13 protein-coding genes and 1 pseudogene are annotated in these 17,675 nt (G+C 70.2%); 6 read left to right on the top strand and 8 right to left on the bottom strand.

Annotation, left to right across the window (positions count from 1 at the left end; all coding sequences use genetic code 11):
* Nucleotides 1-59: 59 nt before the first annotated feature.
* The 5 genes from V6U82_RS26735 to V6U82_RS26715 form a co-directional block, all read right to left on the bottom strand.
* Entirely contained in the window at nt 60-1,895 is a 1,836-nt protein-coding gene (locus V6U82_RS26735; RefSeq protein ID WP_442933470.1) for a VirB4 family type IV secretion system protein, read from the bottom strand.
* Entirely contained in the window at nt 1,892-2,854 is a 963-nt protein-coding gene (locus V6U82_RS26730; RefSeq protein ID WP_334465801.1) for a PrgI family protein, read from the bottom strand. Before V6U82_RS26730 ends, V6U82_RS26735 begins: the two co-directional genes overlap by 4 nt.
* Entirely contained in the window at nt 2,851-3,765 is a 915-nt protein-coding gene (locus V6U82_RS26725; RefSeq protein ID WP_334465798.1) for a conjugal transfer protein TrbL family protein, read from the bottom strand. Before V6U82_RS26725 ends, V6U82_RS26730 begins: the two co-directional genes overlap by 4 nt.
* A 2-nt stretch (nt 3,766-3,767) precedes the next feature.
* Nucleotides 3,768-4,160: a pilin gene (locus V6U82_RS26720; protein ID WP_069089539.1), complete on the bottom strand. Its 393-nt coding sequence runs from the start codon at nt 4,158-4,160 to the stop codon at nt 3,768-3,770.
* Between the two features lie 642 nt (nt 4,161-4,802).
* Nucleotides 4,803-5,690 carry a hypothetical protein gene (locus V6U82_RS26715; RefSeq protein ID WP_334465842.1) on the bottom strand — a complete coding sequence of 296 codons (888 nt, stop codon included), beginning with the start codon at nt 5,688-5,690 and terminating at the stop codon, nt 4,803-4,805.
* Nucleotides 5,691-6,526: 836 nt separating this feature from the next.
* Here V6U82_RS26715 and V6U82_RS26710 point away from each other — a divergent pair.
* Nucleotides 6,527-7,447, top strand: a complete 921-nt coding sequence (locus V6U82_RS26710; RefSeq protein ID WP_334465792.1) for a hypothetical protein — start codon at nt 6,527-6,529, stop codon at nt 7,445-7,447.
* Complete coding sequence (locus V6U82_RS26705; RefSeq protein WP_334465790.1) at nt 7,431-8,432, top strand: TRM11 family SAM-dependent methyltransferase; 1,002 nt, start codon at nt 7,431-7,433, stop codon at nt 8,430-8,432. Before V6U82_RS26710 ends, V6U82_RS26705 begins: the two co-directional genes overlap by 17 nt.
* A gap of 220 nt (nt 8,433-8,652) precedes the next feature.
* Here the strand turns inward: V6U82_RS26705 and V6U82_RS26700 are convergent, their stop codons facing one another.
* Nucleotides 8,653-9,195, bottom strand: coding sequence for an IS1096 element passenger TnpR family protein (locus V6U82_RS26700; RefSeq protein ID WP_334465788.1), 543 nt, complete (start codon nt 9,193-9,195; stop codon nt 8,653-8,655).
* A gap of 882 nt (nt 9,196-10,077) precedes the next feature.
* Between V6U82_RS26700 and V6U82_RS26695 the strand changes: the two genes are divergently transcribed.
* From V6U82_RS26695 to V6U82_RS26685, 3 genes and pseudogenes are all read left to right on the top strand, one after another.
* Nucleotides 10,078-10,380, top strand: a complete 303-nt coding sequence (locus tag V6U82_RS26695) for a helix-turn-helix domain-containing protein (protein WP_091331882.1) — start codon at nt 10,078-10,080, stop codon at nt 10,378-10,380.
* 62 nt (nt 10,381-10,442) lie between these two features.
* The gene (locus tag V6U82_RS26690; RefSeq protein ID WP_091329306.1) at nt 10,443-11,579 is read left to right on the top strand and encodes a tyrosine-type recombinase/integrase; all 1,137 of its coding nucleotides are present in this window, start codon (nt 10,443-10,445) and stop codon (nt 11,577-11,579) included.
* 400 nt (nt 11,580-11,979) lie between these two features.
* Nucleotides 11,980-12,192, top strand: a pseudogene (locus V6U82_RS26685) (transposase); the annotation flags it as partial.
* Nucleotides 12,193-12,531: 339 nt separating this feature from the next.
* Here V6U82_RS26685 and V6U82_RS26680 read toward each other — a convergent pair.
* Nucleotides 12,532-12,912, bottom strand: a complete 381-nt coding sequence (locus tag V6U82_RS26680) for a hypothetical protein (RefSeq protein ID WP_091329304.1) — start codon at nt 12,910-12,912, stop codon at nt 12,532-12,534.
* 372 nt (nt 12,913-13,284) lie between these two features.
* Nucleotides 13,285-13,683 carry a hypothetical protein gene (locus V6U82_RS26675; RefSeq protein ID WP_334465774.1) on the bottom strand — a complete coding sequence of 133 codons (399 nt, stop codon included), beginning with the start codon at nt 13,681-13,683 and terminating at the stop codon, nt 13,285-13,287.
* 412 nt (nt 13,684-14,095) lie between these two features.
* On the opposite strand from V6U82_RS26675, the gene V6U82_RS26670 reads away from it, so the two are divergent.
* Nucleotides 14,096-17,674 carry a LamG domain-containing protein gene (locus V6U82_RS26670; protein ID WP_334465771.1) on the top strand — a complete coding sequence of 1,193 codons (3,579 nt, stop codon included), beginning with the start codon at nt 14,096-14,098 and terminating at the stop codon, nt 17,672-17,674.
* Nucleotide 17,675 lies beyond the last annotated feature (1 nt).

Raw genomic sequence — 17,675 nt, 5'->3', positions numbered from 1 at the left:
TCCGGCGCCCGGCCCGGAAGGACTGGGCGCCGGTACCGGCGATGCGACGAGGGACGGTGTCACAGGTCCTCCTCGGCGTCGGCGAGGTCGGCGAGGTCGGACGGCGTCGTGGTCGCGAGAAGGTGTTCGGCTTGCGAGGAGATCGATTCGAACGCGGTCCGGTTCGTGCCGGAGATGAGCAGGCCGTGCCCGACTCGGGCCGACAGCAGCATCCGTCGTTCTCCGGCGGTCAGTCCGAACGCGTCGGCGACCTGGTCGATGGCCTGCGGGGCCTGCTTGAGCAGTACCTGCGTGGCCGCGTTCGCGACGACGGCGTGGCCGAGGTCGGTGCCGAGCACGTCGGCGACGTCCTGGGTGATGACCGACAGGCCGGCGTTGCGTTTGCGGCTGGCCTTGCTCATCTTGAACAGGAACCGGGCGCCCTCGCCGTCGCGCATCAGCAGCCACGCCTCATCCACCACCACCAGCCGCCGGCCCTGCGGGCGGGATCCTGCGGGGGACCGCCGCCGATATTGGGGTGGGAGGTCGACCTGTCGCCAGATCTCGTCCAGCGCGAGCAGGGTGCCGACGGTGCGGAGTTCGTCCGGCAGGTGCCGCAGGCTCCAGACGACGAGGTGCCCGTCCGTCCGGGTCGTGGTCGGTGAGTCGAACAGGTCGGAGAATGAACCGGCCACCCACGGCGCCAGCCGGGCGGCCAGCTCGTGGGCGGCCGGGTTGTCGTCGGCCCGCAGTGTCGCGGCCAGATCCTTCAGCAGGGGTGCGGGCCGGTGGTGGGTGGCCGGGTCGGCGGTGATGCCCGTCTGCCGGTACACCTGCAGGATCGCCCGGTCGAGGGCGGCGCGCTCGGCGGGCGGCGGTACCTGCCCCACCAGGACGCTGATCAGCGTGTGGAGGAACAGGCCGCGGCGGGTGAGCACGTCCGGGCGGCCGTCGTGGGCCGGCAGGTCCAGGGGGTTGATCTTCACGCCGGGTGCGCCGAGTCGCACGATGGTGCCGCCGACCGCGTCGGCGAGGCGGAGGTATTCGTCCTCGGGGTCGACGACGGCGACCTGCACCCCCTGGTAGAGCTGGCGGAGGATGTCGAGTTTGACGAAGTAGGACTTGCCGGCGCCGGAGCGGGCCAGGATCACGCTGTTGTGGTTCTCGCAGCTCCAGCGGTCCCACCAGACGATGCCCTGGGAGTCCGGGTTGACCCCGTACAGCACCCCGCCGGTGGTGGCGGGGTCGCCGGGCAGCGGCGCGGGCAGGTCCGCCGACGCGAGGGGGAACGCGGCGGCCAGGGCTTGGGTGTCCATGGTGCGGCGCATCTGCAGCGAATCGGTGGCCAACGGGAGGGTGGTGGTCCAGCCGGGCAGGTGCCGCCACGTCGCGGGCTGCACCTCGATCAGGGTGGACGCGGCGGCGGCTTTCACCTGCGCGCACGCGTCGAGGAGTTCGGCTTCGGTGCGGGCGTGCACGGTCAGGTACAGGCCGACGCGGAACAGCTTGGCCGCCCCGCGGGCGAGGCGTTCGGCGAGGTCGGCGGCGTCGTCGGCGGCGGCCTCCACGTACGGGTCGGCCAACTTCCCTTTCTCGGCATCGGCCCGCCGGGACGATTCGAACCGGGCGCGTTGGTTGCGCAGCCGGGATGCCGCCACCGGTGCGGGGATCGGGTCGATGTGCAACGCGAGGTCGAGGCGGCCCGGCCAGGACAGCAGCGGCTCCAGCCACGCCGGCCCGACCTCGGCCGGATACCCGGTCACCACCAGCGTGGCGGCGTAGCCGTCCCCGACTCGCAGGAACCGGGGCGTGACCTCCACCGAAGCCGGTGCCACCGCCGCCGCCAGTCCTGCGGACGGCGGGCTGGCGCTGGGGTTGTCGTCGTGCGGGGCGCGTCGGCGCCTGACGGAGATCACGATGTCCTCCTGGTGCGTGGCCTCCTGACCGGAGGTCCGGTGATGGTGGTGTGGGGGGCGGCGAGTCCGCCGGGGCGGGGCGGCCGGTAGGGGTCGGCGGCGGCGGCCAGGGCAGCGGTCGCGGCGTGGCCGTCCAACGCGCGGGTGGTGACGCCCAGCCCGGACAGCGCCCGGACCGTCTGGTCGGCGCGGCGCCGGGCAGCGTGCTCTCCCCGTTCGCCGCTGGTGGTGCGGGTGACGATGAGGACCTGCCGGCGCAACGGATCCCGCCGCTGCGCGAGGTCGTCGAGGAAGCGGGCGTGGTCGGCCGCCGCGTCCGCGAGAGCCGGGTGCGGCATGGCGTCCGCCGCCTGGGCGACGGTGCGGGCGGCGGAGTGCAGGTCGACCGGCTGCGCCGACACCACGATCTGCGTCGGCGTGGACAGGCTGTTGAGCCACCGGCCGAACGTGTCGACCAGGGCGGCCTGCTCGTCGGCGGTGCGCAACGCGAGGTTGACGCTGGTCGCCGCGACCATCGCCGCCTTCACCGCTCCGAGGCTGATCTCCCCGCGGTCGTCGATGGCGTCGGCAGGCAATCTCAGCGGGGCCGGCAGTGTCACCGTCGACGTCGGGGCCTGTACCCAGTCGGGTGTTGTCGCGGTGGTGTCGGTGGTGGACAACGCGCGCGGAGCCCGCCAGTGGCGTACCGCGCAGGCCAGCCACACGTCCATGGGCAGTCCGTCGCGGCGGCCGACAGCGAGGCCGAACACCAGGCCGCCGAGCACGACACCCGCGCCGAGCAGCACCGGCGCGGGCACGACGGTGTGCAGGGCCTTCCCGCCGCCGTAGAAGACGACGGCGGCCACCGCCACGATCGCCAGTTGCCGGAACGTCAGCCCGTAGAGCACCTTGTCCGGCGCGTCCACGTCGGCGGGCATGCGGGCGGTGACAGCCTGTTCGTTACGCCGGTCGCGACTCATCGTCGCACCGCCCCCAGGCCGGGGATGCGCAGCCCGCGGGTGAGTTGCTGCACTACGACGACCCGCACGACCGCGCCGAGCGGATTGCCGCCACGCCCGCCTGCGCCGCTGGTGGCGTAGCGGCGCATCAGAGCAGGCACCTTGACCGTGGTCCACAGCAGGACCATCACGACGAACAGGTTGAGCACCGCGCCCGGTTCGACCGGCAGGCCCAGCAGCGGCAGCATGGCGCTGGTGTCCAGCAGCATCCACTGTCCGGCGAACAGCACGAACGCCTGCACCACCGGGATCGCCAGCATGGCGACGTACGACCGCCACCACAGGCGGGCCACACCCTCTGTTTGCGGCAGGGCGTGGCAGGCCAGGGCGATCGGCGCGACCGCGGTGAGCACCAGCGCGACCGCGAAGCGGACGATCACACTGCAGGCCGTGGCGGCGAGCAGGACAACGATGATCGCCAGGCAGACGACGAACAGCAGCCCGGCGCTCTGGTCCCGCGCGGCCATCAGGTGGGTCTTGACGGCGTCGAGGGCCCCGTCACCGTTGAAGTCCTGCGCGGTCAGGGCGGTGGTGAACGCGTTCGCGACCTCGATCAGCGTGCCCGCGATCAGCTGCGAGAAGTGGGCGGTGACGAACCCGACCACGCACCGCGGCAGGAGATCCTTGACGGTGTAGCGGGCGCGTTCGTCACCGCCGGCGACCATGGTGAGAACACCAGCAGTAACGAACGCCAGGACGAAGACGGTGTCGACGACCCAGACCGACCGTCCGGTCAGGGCCTGCACCTGCGGCAGGCTGGTGACGTCCGGGGTGATCAGCAGCGCGCGGGTGATCGCGGTGATGAGCCCGTTCAGGCAGTCCAGCAGCAGACCGGCGAACCAGTCCAGGATCTGGTCGAGCGCCCAGGCCATCGTCAGCCTCCGACGATTCCCTGAACGACCCTCAGCAGGACGGGCGCGAGCACGGCCAGGCCGTAGCCGATCAGAGCGTTCTTCAACGCGCCCTTGGCCTTGTCGACCTGGACGGGGTCGCCGCCGGCGGTGGCCCAGTACACACCGGCCAGGACCAGGAACAGGGTGGCGACGGCGGCCAGGATGCCCATCACCCAGGCCTGCAGGTTGGCGATGACGGTGGGCAGGTCGTTGACGGCCAGGACGACCGGCTCACCGGCGTCGCCGTAGGCGACGGCGGGCACGGCCAGCATCCCAAGGGCAGCCGCAGCGGGCGCGGCGACCCGGGCGACGCGGCGAAGCGTGGACAGCGCGATAGTCAGAGCACGAGAACGTGCCCACAACGTGGGGAACATGGGTGGCTGCACCTCCCGCACCGGCTCACGGCCGGCGCGAATAGTCGAACTTGGCGGTCGGGGAGCCGCCGCCGGGCGCGGGAGACACATGCCGGACAGGGGAGCGCGGTGAACCTCGAGAGGAGCTCGTCCTCCCATTCGGGTCAGCGGCGATCGATGAGGTGTCAGCGCATCAACGTGGCGCGGCACCCGAGGCAACCGGTCCCGTGTCAGCTAGGTGTCCCGGCCCGACGGCGGGCGAAACCAAACCTCCGCATGACGCCGCGGCGACGCCGGAGGAGTTCCGCACCCTCAAACCGGCGTTTGTGAGCCCTGACGAACACCTGCCGATCCCACAGCGCTCCAACACCACCTCACAAACCTCTAACGACCCTGGCCGGCACGCCTTTCCAGCGAGCATGCCGCCGGTGACGGAACCGCCTCTCAGCGTCGTCGCCGGAACCTCACAGCCGCCTCCTCGACATCCCCTGGACGCCGCTGTGAGAGTCCCGACAGCTCGGCCCACCCCCGGGCACGGCGGTTCGCCGCCGTACACGGGGGTGGGAGCCGGTCGCCGCTGCGGCACGGCAGGCTCGCCGCACACGGTCGCGGACCCGACCAGATGGCCGGGCCCGCGTCGAGGCGCTCAACGGGGACGGCACCTCAGGCGACTGCCAGCCTCACCCGCGCCGCAGCCGGTCGCGGACCGGCTGCGGCGCGGGCGGCCCGAATGTGCTGGCGTCGCTCGGCCGCCGCGGCGAGGTCCTCCTGCACCCGCGATGAGATCACCTCGGTGAGAAGCCCGGCGGCGAGCGCTTCGGCGATGCGCACGTCGATGCGCTCGACGCGCCGCCGCAGCGTGTCGACCTCCACGCCGAGCCGTGCGGCGATAGGTTCGATGGCCCGCCGGCCCAGCCGCAGGTCGATGTAGGGCTGCTCATCGCACTCATCGACGATGCCCAACTCGACGGCGCGGCGCACGAGGAGGTCCGGATGCCCGTAGGGCCGCCTCGGAGCACGCGGGCCGGTGACGTGCTCGAGGTCGTCCACCGGCACGGCCTCGGCGCCAGCACGCTGCCGCAGTTCATGGCCGGCCCGCCACGCGGCCATGCACAACGCCGCGTACGGCGCCGGGCGGGCCAGGTCAACCCGGTCGCGCAGCGCGGTCAGGAAACCGGTGAGGATCTCGGCGTCCAGGTCGTGGGCGTCGCCAGCCCAGCCGGTATGCAGCCGGCCGGCATAGCGGCGCAGCGCCGGCATCGCCAGGGCGACCGCGGCGATGACCCAGGCCGGCCCGTCGAGGCGGGCGCGGCGGATCAGCTCCCGCCACACCACGTCCCGCACCGTGTAGGCGCGGGGATGCTCCAGCAGCCACTGCCGCAACGCCGGCAGCGCGATGACACCCCTGGGTAGACCGGTGTCATCACCGAGCTGCCCGACAAGCGAATCGAGGTCCAGGAACAACGGGTCGGGGTCGCAGGTCAGGTCGGCGAACGCGGTGTCCACGGCGTCCAGAGGCGAGTCGGGCCAGCCGGTGGCGGAGGAGGTCATGTCCGGAACTCCCATGTCAGAGACGAATGTCGATGACGGGCCGAAGCGGCAGCCGGCACGCCTGACCGCCATTGCGCCACCTCGGCCTCACGGACCCCTGACAACGCAGGCTGGCCGACATGGACACCGGGTCGATGCCATCAGTCGCCTCTCGCGGCACCACCGCTCACTGACGATCGACGTCGACGTGCACCGTTCTGATACGCCACGCTGACCTGCGCTCTGACACGACCAGAGACGGACACACACTCCGCAGCCGCGGCCGGATGAGAGGACGCGCCATCGCGGCGCGGGTCCGACGACGCATCCCAGCCCGTCTCACAGCGCTGGACAGCGAACAGTGACAGACCGCGATCGGCTGGACGCCCGCCGCCTGTCGGAGGCCACGGGGCGTGGGGGGCGCCGGCATGCCCCGGCTGACAGCGTCCGTCCGCCGGGCCGTGACGGTCTGACGAGCCGCCGTCCGAATGACAGCTTCGGAGCCGGTGCCCCCGGTGACGCCGCTGCTGTCCGGCGAAGTCGGACAGCGGTCTGACAATGCCGGCCAGCACCCCGTGTCATTGGCGTACGCCGCTGGCATAGCCGAGGTGGCCGTGACACTGAGCGGCTGACAGAACTGGGACGATCGACGGCTCTGGCAGCCTCCCGATATTGATCCGACCCCACGGAGTCGGCGCCCGCGTGAACATCCCGGAGCCCCAGGACAGCTAAGCGGACGGGAACCGGCTGTCAGAGATTCGAGAGATCACCGTGAGAGGGGCAGGTGTTCGCCACAGCTGACAAACACCGGTTTGAGGGTGTCAGCGCACCACGGCGCGGCGCGGAGCCGACACCACATGAGCGAGCACACGCCGCAGCACCACAACCCGCATCCCGATCCCGCCGTCGACACCGGCCCTGACGCTGAGGTTGACCCGACACCGACCGACCTGGTCGCCGGCGACCCGCCGGTACCGCTCACCGTCTGGCGCACCGCCCGCACCCCGGGCGACGCCGGACGCAGCATCGGCACCCGACTGGCCGGCCGCCTCATCGCCGCCTACAGCCGCCCCGGCGAAGCGGTCGTCGACATCACCAGCGACCACGCCCTCACCCAGGCCTGCGCGGCGGGAGCGCGCCGTCACCACCCCGCGTGGTTCACCGACACGTCCAGCCTGATCATCGGCCCGGGCGCCGCGGCCCCGCCTGCCGGCGCCACCGTCGGTACGGAACCGGGGGAGGAGGACGACCTACCCGAGATGGCCACCTGGTTCGGTGACGATCTCACCGACCCGCAACTGCACCCACCGACCGACACGGCGGCCGACCCGCCACCCGACAACTCCCTGCAGCAGGCGACCAGTCTCGTGGTCGCCTGCTGGCCCCTGCACGAGCACGCCGCCGCCAACCGGGTCCGGCTGGCGTGGCTGCTGACCGCCTGCGCCGCACTGCTGCAACCGGGCGGCTGCCTTATCCTCCTCGTCACCGTCCCGGCCGGCACCACCACCGGCCCGGAAGACTTCTCCGGCGTGGTCCAGGCCGCCGCCGGCGTCGGACTGGGCTACCTGCAGCACCTCGTCGCCGTCACCGCCGACACCGACGGCGACGCCTTCGTCTACCACGTCACCGACGAGGAACTACTCACCCTCACCACCACCGACCAGCGGTGGCAGATGGCGCACCTGCGAATCCACGCGGACCTGATGGTCTTCAGCCAATCCCAGAGCCGCGCCCCGCGTCGACGGGGCGGGCGCGAGGGCGATGGTCGCCGTGGCTAAGCACCGCGCAGACACCGTCGGCGACCCCGACGAGCAGAGCACACCGACCGCCTCCTCCACCATCGACCCGATCGGAGGCCATCAGGCTGCTGCCGGCCCGGACGGCCTGTCGGTGTGGGCGACCGCCCAGGCCACCGGACCGGTCCAGCGCCGCGGCCGCTACGTCCGCGAGTCCGTGCAACACCCGGCACGGATGCTCCCCGCGATCGCCGCGCACGCCGTCACCGCCTACACCCAACCGGGGGACCTCGTGCTCGACCCGATGTGCGGGATCGGCACCACCCTCGTCGAGGCTATCCACGCCAGCCGTGACGCGATCGGCGTGGAGTACGAGTCCCGCTGGTCCGACATCGCCGACGCCAACATCACACACGCCCACACGCAGGGCGCGACCGGCCGGGCCGGCGTCATCCGCGGCGACGCCACCAGCCTCCTGTCGCTCGTACCCGGGGCCCTGACCGGGCAGATCGCCCTCGTCGTGACCTCCCCGCCGTACGGACCGACCGTGCACGGCCTCGTCCGGCCCGGCGCCGACGGCGTGGCCAAGTCCGACAACGCCTACAACGACGGCACCGACCGCGGGAACCTCGCCTACCGCGACCTCACCGGACTCGCCGACGGGTTCGCCCAGATCCTCGCCGGCTGCCACACCCTCCTACGCCCCGGTGGCGTCGTCGTCGTGACCGCCCGCCCGTGGCGCAAGCGCGGCGAACTGGTCGACCTCCCATCGGCCGTCATCGGCGCCGGCATCCGCGCCGGCCTCACCCCCGTCGACCGATGCGTGGCGCTGCTCGCCGCCGTCCGCGACGGCGGGCTCGTCGCCCGCCCGTCGTTCTTCCAACTCCAGGCCGTCCGCAAGGCCCGGGCCGCCGGCACCCCCATGCACCTGATCGCGCACGAGGACGTCCTCGTGTTCATCAAGAGCCAGAGCTCCGGAAGTTCCCGCGAACCCAAGTGTTCTCACGGGGAACCCAAGGCGCGGTAGCGGGCTGCCTCATCCCCGTGCTGCCGCCCCGTGCGGCGCTGGGCGGGCCGGTCCGCCGCCCGTGGTAGAGACGTCACGGTGGGTGGGCTGACTCGTTTCCGTTATGTCGCCCTGGGGGCTGACGAGGGTCTTGTCATGTCGTCCGCCGCCGTGTCGACCTGCCGGCGTGACGTGGTTGAAGCTTGGTCCCTATCCCCCGATCGAGGCACGTCCGCCGGGTTTAGCCGCGGCGCCGCGGTCCCCACCAGGGCAGGATCGGAGGAAGATCACGCAGCGGGTTCTTGGGAAGCTTGGGCATCGGCGATTCGTCATCGTCGCCGTCCCACCGTCGACCGTACTGATCGGGCAGGTTCCCCCAGCCCCAGTACGGCGCCGGCTCCGTCGGGACGAAGCCGAGCTGTTCCAGCGGATCGATCCGCTGTTCATCGACCGTGCACAGGTGCGCCCAGTCATCACCCATGTCGAAGACGTAAGCGAACTGTTCACCCGGGGTGAGCCGGCTCAGCTTGATCTTGTCGCTGTCGACAGCACCGTCCGGGGCCTCTTGCCAAACCTGGAACGAGCAGACCGGTGTCTCGTCGGCAAGGGTAAACAGGCGCAGGTGTGCCAGGTCCCATCGGCCGAAAGCGCCATCGATCGCCGCGCCGAACTGCTCAAACGTATGCGTCCGCGCCGCCGCGAAGATCCGCCCTGGGCGAGGCCAGAAGTCCTCGCCACGGCCGGACACCAACTCAACCCGGATCGACAACCACGTCCGCGCCACCGCACCGCCTCCGTCACCAGATGCGCAAAGAACGCTACCGGCAGCACCTCCCTCGGAGACCGCCGGGGGCCAGAAGCCCAAGCTTGACATTGGAGCGACAAGACATCTCCAAGGCCGGCAAACGCGCCGCCATCAGCGGTGTCCATAGCAATCTGTGGACAAGCGCCACCCACGCTGTTCGCGAACTTCGACCGCCCCTCGTGTTCGTGGAAGACGTCGCCGCCTCCGCCCACGCGGACTCGACGTCGTTCACGCCGACCTGGCCACGCTCGGGTACGAAACGAGCCGGCCATGCCTGCGCATCCGACGCCCCGCACCGACCGGACCAGCTGATCCCGCTCGCCACCGGCGGCGGGAGCAGCTACTCGCGCTGCCCACCCTCTGCGCCCGCGAAGGTAAAGAACCCGAGCACCACCACGGCTGCTCGACATCACCGAACCCCCACAGCGCCCGCCACCTCCCACCAACCCGATTCGCCAGCGACAGCAGAACCAGCGGCCACGAGTCGGCCCCGACTTCCGCCCAACCCTGTCCGGGGTCCTGCTGCCTAGACCCCGCGCTTCCTGATGCCAGAGGCCCCGGCCACCACCGCACCGGCGGATCTGGCCTGCGCACTACCGTCGCTCACCCCGCCACCACGCTCGGCGCACCCTCACCCACCCAACCCGGACAAGGCGGCCAACCCGTCCTCGCCCCACCATTCGTGGCATGGCTCATGGGCCTGCCCGACCAATGGGTCGCCCACCCCCGGCACTCGCCCTACCTCGCACCGTCGCGCTACGGATTCTCAGCAACGGTGTCGTCCCCGCCCAAGCAGCCGCCGCCCTTCGCCCTCCTGCTGTGCCGTCACCACTGACCACCCGCGCCTGCGAGGAGCTCACCGTGCGCGACAACCCGCCCCGCCCCCGACGACGCCCACCGCCGCCACCCACACCCGTCCGCGCGACGGGACACCACGACGAGCAGGAACCGCGCCTCTACACACCAGCCGAAGCCGCAGCGCTGCTGCGCATCCCGGAATCCTGGCTACGCCGCCGCGCCGGGCGCCGCCAGATCCCCTGCACCTTCCTCGGCAAGCACCTGCGCTTCTCCGCCGCCGACCTCGCCGCCCTCATCGCCGCCTCCGCAGAACCGGCCACCGGCCGCCGCACCCACCGGCGGCGGTACCCGCCAGCGCCGACTTGATCCGACCCGCGAAGTCACGCGTCCATCACCGACGCACGCACCCGCACCGAATGGAGTAACCCATGGCTTGGGTGGAACAACGCGGCATGAAGTTCCGCGTCCGCCTCCGCATGACCGACGGCACCGTCACCACCGACTCCACCCATGACCGGCGCGCCGATGCCGTCATCCGCGCCAAAGAGATCGACGTCGAGGTCGCCCGCGACACCTTCATCGACCCTCGCGGCGGACGGATCCCCCTCGCCGAATGGGTGCCCATCTGGGAGTCCACCCACCAAGCGTCCCCCGCGACCTGGGCCGCCTACCGAAGCCACCTGCGGCTGCACATCCTGCCCACCCTCGGCCCGCTACCCCTGGTCGACATCCGCCGCCAACACATCAAGACCCTCGCCGTCGCCCTCGGCAAACGCCTCGCACCCCGATCCGTCGCCGACGTGATCATGGTCCTGTCGATGGTCCTACAAGAAGCCGTAGAAGACCGCCGGATCCCCTTCAACCCCTGCCGAGGAATCCGCATCCCCAAAGGCATCCGCGCCGAGCGGCCCCACGCCACCGCCGAACAAGTCGCCGCCATCGTCGCCCGCCAAGCCCGACCCTCCGACGGCCTGATGATCCTCACCGCCGCCTACACCGGCATGCGCTGGGGCGAACTCGCCGGCCTGCACCGAGACAACCTCGACCTCACCCTCGGCAGCATCTACGTCCACCCCGACACCGGGGCCCTGCACGAAGTCGAAGGCAAGCTGTACCTCGGCCCACCCAAGACAAATGACTCCGTCCGCCACATCCGCCTACCCCGCTTCCTCACCAACCTCCTCGCCACCCACCTCGTCGGCCACCCCCACCACACCGTCTTCCCCGGCGCCCGCGGCTACCACCAACGCCGCTCCAACTTCAACCGCCGCGCGTGGACCCCCGCCCTCACCGGCGGCCCCCAGCGAGACATCCCGCCGATTCTTCCCGGGATGCACTTTCACGACCTGCGCCACACCCACAAGACCTGGCTGATCGAAGACGGCATCCCCGAGATCGCCCAGGCCCGACGGCTCGGCCACCGCCTCGCCGGCGTCAGAGGCATCTACAGCCACGTCACCGAACCCATGATCACCAACCTTGTTGATGCGCTGCAGCGACGCTGGGAGACAACCCATCCCGACCGCCCCAACAGCACGCTGCGGCATCTGCGACCCGTCGCTTGATCAGGCTGCTGAGGTGCGCATAGGTGTCCAGCCGTTAGTAGCCACATCATCTCGCCCAGGGCTGGACATGGGCGAGCACTGGCTGAGCGGGGGGTGTTGTGCCGCGCATTCGCGGGCACTAGCACCGCTGCGGAGAGCATCTGAGACTCCGCCGTCAAGCCTGGTTCGCGCAGCTCAGCGCCGACGGCTGGACCCTCCTTGAGCCGTACGTGTTCGACGAGCGGCGCCACAAGCCCGGCGATGTGGCCGCCACCGTCGGCACGTTCCGACCGACCCGCACCAGCTGACCGGCCACACCCACGGTCACCTAGTGCTCTGACCACGAACGTTGGGTCTGTGGATCTAAGGGTGTTTCCGGCCTGACCTGCCGGGCGTTGTGCCTGGTGAGGAGGGTGCCGTGATGACCACGACACTGAACGACCAGACCGGACGCAGGAAGCGGCCCGAGCCGTCGGCGGAGGCGAAGGCCGCCACCGATCTGGTCCGGGCAGCCAAGGAACAAGGGCTGTCCCTGACCGGTCCGGACGGGCTGCTGAAGCAGCTGACCAAGACGGTCCTGGAGACCGCGCTGAACGAGGAGATGGCCGAGCACCTCGGCTACGAAAAGCACGACCAACGACGTCGAGCTGAGAGCGCGACGTGACTGAGAGGGCGCAGCGAGCCGATTGGCTCGCTGCGCTCTCGTTGCGTGGCCGAGGAGGCGGCCACTACCGGCCCGCTGTGGGTGCTGCTTGGTCGATGGCGGACCTGGGCTCGGCATGGCCTGGGACCTCAGCGACGACGAACTGGCCGCCGATGGTGGCGTCCTGGGGCATCCGGTGACGTAGGTCCACGCCCACCTATCAAGCCGACGTCGCTCCGTGGCGCAGCTTGCACGTTCGAGCCGAGTCCGCCAGCGATTAAGCCCAGGGCGTGAAGGTTCCGCGGTGCAGGACACGGCACGGCCGCGTGGTCAGGACCAGGGTTCTTCGCCTAGCAGGTCACGGCACGCTGCCTTCAGCTTCTGTTGAGCTTCGGTGACCCGGGCCTCGGCCTGCGTCATGTCCGCTTTGCCCTTGCTGCCCACGTCCAGGTCGCCGGCCTCCTGCACGGCCAGCACCAACTCCTTGCCGGCAGCGCTTATCGCGGGGTCTGTCGAGCGAGCAGCCCGGGTCGCGACACTGCCATTCAGGATCCAGCCGTGGTCATTCTCCTTCAACCGTTGCGCCAGCAAGATGCAGCCGCTGCGGCTGTACTGGTCAGGGCTGGGACGGCTTGCCTCCGGCTTGTCGTCGCTACAGGCGGAGAGAAAGAGGACGGCACCTAGCAGGCCTGCGGCGAGGAGTCGCTTCACCGGCGGAGCTTATCCCAGTGATCATGAGCCAGTGCTACGCGATGGATGGGCAAGCCTCATGGCCGCTCGCCCAGAGCCTCGCCGGACGAACTTGCATCGACGTGCGGCTCTAGATCCGCCATGGTGGAGTTGGTAGGGATTCCGGCAGTTGAGACCCGAATCTCACCAGCAGCCATCTGACCAGGGTCTCCTGCGCGCTGACCACTTCGGAAATACCGGAGAGGCTACCGTCCGCTGCTGGCAGCGGGTCTCGTCGACAGTCGGGCTCGCTGCCTGAGCGGTCCACGTTGTCATTGCATGGGTGGCCGTTCCGGAGCGGTACACGCTGCAGTCCCAGGCTGCGAATCGCATTCCGCCGGCTTCCCGGGTGCTTCAGTCGGTCGCCATGCTGAAATTTGGGTGCGCCTTGCGCAGGCGAAGGCTGGTGCCGTCGGAGGCGAGTTTCGCGGCGGCGAGGGTGGCCCATCCACTGGTGCTGGCGAACACCACACCAGCGAGGAGTACGGCGAAGCTGAGTATGACGACGACCGCGGTCAGGCTGCTCGACGGTGGCATGGCCGCGGAGAAGCCGATGACGGCGATGAAACCCAGCAGGGCCACACCGATTCCGCCGAGCAGCCGTCGCAGGCGCTGGCGTGCGCAGGCCCGGCAGAACGGCCAGTTCGGCACGGTGACGCGCTTCTGCATGATCGTGGCGACGATCGCGAAGGGCAGCACGCCGAGCAGGATGAGCAGGAACGACCAGGTAGGTGGGGTAGAGCGGAACAGCACGGGCTTTCGTCGGATGGCGGGGGCGGCGTGTCTGACGCAGACGGGCGGCACACCGCCGGGTTGGCCGAGAGCGGCGACGGGAATGGGCGTCGGCAAGGCGGGGCTCCTGGGGAGCGGTCGGCGGGGCTATCGGCGGACAGTATGCACGACCTGCTAAGAGGTCGGTATTCGCTGGTGGACCGACGCTGCGGGCTACTCACGGTAGGTGAGATGGCTGCCGGTCCCGAAGCTTGTTGCCCGATTCGTCCTCACAACTTGTGAGGGATCTTTACATCTGTTGATCCGGGTCTCTACAGTTCGGCGACTTCATCACGTGATCAACGGGGGACCTGTGGTGACTGCTGCCCGACGTCGTGTCGGTTCGTTCTCGGCTGCTCGTCGACCGCGTCGGCGGCTGGCTTCGCTGCTGTCGATGGCGCTGGTGGCCGGCGTCGTGGTGGTGCCTTCTGCCGCCGCGTCGGCGGCCACGTCGAAGCCGAAGGCGCCGTTGACGGCCCGGGACGCGGCGGCGGCGTCGCGGCTGGCGGAGGAGACCGGTCAGCGGGTGGAGGTCGCCGCGGGGCGTTCGGAGTTGACGCAGGTTTTCGCGTTGCCGGATGGCGGTTTCCAGCAGGAGTCGGCGGTGGTGCCGCAGCGTGCGCGTCGCGCGGACGGGTCGTGGGCGCCCGTGGATCTGTCCCTGGCGCGGAGTGGTGACGGGTTGTGGCGGCCGGCGGTGTCGGTGGCGGACGTTCGCTTCTCGGCTGGTGGTAGCGGTCCGATGGTGACGTTGGTGCGTCGGGGCAAGAGTTTCAGCCTGTCGTGGCAGGGCGGCGCGTTGCCGTCCCCGACGATCGTCGGGGACTCGGCGACGTATCCGGGTGTGCTGCCGGACGTGGACCTGGTGGTGCGGGCCACGTGGACGGGTTTCTCGCACGTGCTGGTGGTGAAGACCCCGCAAGCGGCGGCGAATCCGGCGCTGCGGCAGCTGCGCTTCGACGTCGGCGGGGACGCGCGGGCGGTGCGGGTCGGTGACGGGGAGCTGCGGGCGGTCGCCGGTGGCGAGGTGTTGGCGGAGTCGGCGGCGGCGACGATGTGGGACTCGACGCCCAGTTCCGCGCCGCGTCCGCAGACCGCTGGTCGCGCTGCCGTGGCAGCGGCGGAAGCGGGGCAGGAGGAGGAGTCGTCGCCGGTCGGTCCGGGGGACGCGGCGGTGACCGCGCCGGTGCGTACGGAGGTGACCAGCGGCGGCGATGTCGTGTTGCACCCAGATGAGGCACTGCTGACCGGCCCAGGGGCGGTGTTTCCGGTGTTCATCGACCCGCCGTGGTCGACGGGTAAGAGCCGGTGGGCATACGCGACGAACAACAACTCCACGAACTCTGACGTCAGCGTCGCCCGGGTCGGAAAAAACCCGGACACAGGGGTGCTGTACCGGTCGTTCTTCGACTTCCCGCTGCCTGGGGTGGCGAAGAAGTTCATCAAGAAGGCGTACGTGCAGGCGACGGTCGACCACACCTGGTCGTGTGATGACACGATCAACTACCTGTGGCACGCGGGCCCGATCTCGTCCACGCCCCGCACGAAGTGGTCACCGACGATGAAGACGCCGGTGGAGAACGCCTACTCGCACGCTAACGAGGCTGGCGGCTGCAGCAGCATCCAGCCGGACATGACGGTGAACTTCGAGAGCACTGCGATCACGACCCTGATCCAGGACCACGCCGATCACTCCGCGCCCTACATCACGATGGCCCTGTGCGCGTGCGCGGCGGGTGGCAGCGGTGAGTCGACGCAGGAGCGGTGGAAGAAGTACCTGCCGAACTCGGTGAAGCTGATCGTGGACTACAGCTCCTACCCGGGGCAGCCGTACGGGCTGCAGACCACGGGGGCGGCTTGCACGTCGGGGGTGCGGTCGGTGATCGGCACGTTGACGCCCACGTTGTCGGCGGTGTTCCCGGACGCGGACGGTACGCAGGCGTTGACCACGAAGTGGGAGTGGTTGGAGATCCCGGCGTCGGGGACCTACAACGACAGCACCCCGCGCAAGCCCGCCCCGGCGGGGGCGTCGGTGCCGGCCGGTGGCCGGTCGACGACGGCGGCGTTGTCGGGGCTGGTCAACGGCAAGTCGTACGCGTTCCGGGCGATGGCCACCGACCCGGCCCCGTACAACCTGCCCAGCGTGTGGTCGGCGTGGTGTGAGTTCACCACCGATGTGAGTTACCCCGATGTGACCGCGACGGTGACCGTGATGCCGGCCGGGCCGGGGGAGAAGGGCGTGTTCAGCCTCTCGTCGAACACGTCGACGGTGGTGAAGTTCCGCTACGGCTGGACGTTCCCTCCCACGACGGAGATCACCGCGACGGGCACCGGTGTCCGCACGGCGTCGGTGACCCTGACCTCCCCGAAGTACGGCGAGAACATCCTATACGTCTCGGCGATCAACTCGGCGCAGACGGAGGGGCAGGGGTCGGTGGCGTTCATCGTGGACCGACCGGCACCGCCGACGAACTGGTGGAAACTCGAACCGCGTCCGGGTGTCACCCAGACCCAGGCACTGACCGACGAGCGGGCAGAAGCGACGATCACCACCCCGCTGGCCCCGACCGGGGTCACCTGGTCCCCGGGCCTGCGCCTGCCGGGGGCGTCGAGCCCGGCGTTCAACGGATCGTCCTCGGCGTTGAATCACCACCAGTCGGTGGTGAACACAATGGAGTCGTTCAGCGTGGCCGCGTGGGTGCGCCTCTCGGCGCTGCCGACCAGCGAGGACAACGTCGCGGTCAGCCAGGACGGTACGAGTGCCGCCGGGTTCCAGCTCGGTGTCCGGATGGCGGGGTCTCCGTTGACGCCGCGGTGGGCGTTTGTCATGAAGGACACCCCGGATCAGGCCAGCACCACTCGCTCCGCAGCTGCGGTCGCTGCGCTGACGTCGGCGGACGTGGGGAAGTGGACGCATCTCGCGGGGGTGTTCGACCGGCCGTCGGGCAAGATGCTGCTCTACGTCAACGGCACCCTGGTCGGTGACGCCGACCGGGCTGCCGCGCCGTGGGCAGCGACGGGGATCTTTTCGATCGGCCGTGGGTTCAACGCCGCACCGGCGAAGTGGTTCACCGGTTCGATCGCCGACGTGCAGGTCTACGACCGGGTGCTTGTGGCGCAGGACTTCACCGGCAGCACCGCCAGCGATGCCTACCCGTTCAACGAGCCCGGAATGGTCAGCGCCCCGCTGACCTCCGCCTGGAACTTCAGGGACGCCTACCCCTGCTACGAGGTCAGCTCCGACCCATCGTCACCGGCCTGCCAGGTCAACGAGGTAGGTAACCTCAGCCGACGCCTCGCCCTCACGGAGGGCAGCTGGGTCGGCTACGGCCAGCGCAACAAGGCACTCCTGCTGGATGGCACACACTTCGTCGAGGAGCCGAGCGACCCGCACTACAACCAGGTGACCCAGGAGTATGGACGCGCCCAGGACAACCTCGGCGACGAGGCCACCCCGAGCTGGAGTGACGGGGCGGTGGTGCGCACCGACGCGTCGTTCACGGTCTCGGCATGGGCGCGGGTGGACGCGGCGACCGGCCGGCAGACGGTCCTGTCGCAGGACCACAGCTCCGGCTACAGCGGCTTCGACCTGCAGTTCCGTGACACCTCCGGCGGGCAGTGGGCCTTCACCGTCCGCGCCGGGGCAACCAACACCACCGCGATCACCACCGCTGCGGCCACGGCGGTCGATCCGACAGAGTGGCATCAACTGACCGGGGTGCTCGATGCCGAGCGCCGGCAGATCCGCCTCTATGTCGACGGGGAGCTAAAGGCCACTACGGCGATGGTCTCGGCGTGGCAGCGGTGGAACGCCACCGGCCCGTTCGTCGTGGGCCGCTCTGACCAGCCCACCGGGTTCACCGATTGGCTCACCGGCGGGGTCGACGACGTGGTCGCCTACCAGGGCGCGTTCACCGACGGCGGCGTGCGCGACCTCTACAACATTCAGGTCAACCAGACGGGCGAGGAGTGAC

This window comes from Micromonospora sp. CPCC 205554, assembly GCF_036902745.1.
Lineage (GTDB): Bacteria > Actinomycetota > Actinomycetes > Mycobacteriales > Micromonosporaceae > Micromonospora > Micromonospora tulbaghiae.
Note: the sequence above shows the minus strand (reverse complement) of the source record. Positions and strands in the feature narration are given on the sequence as shown.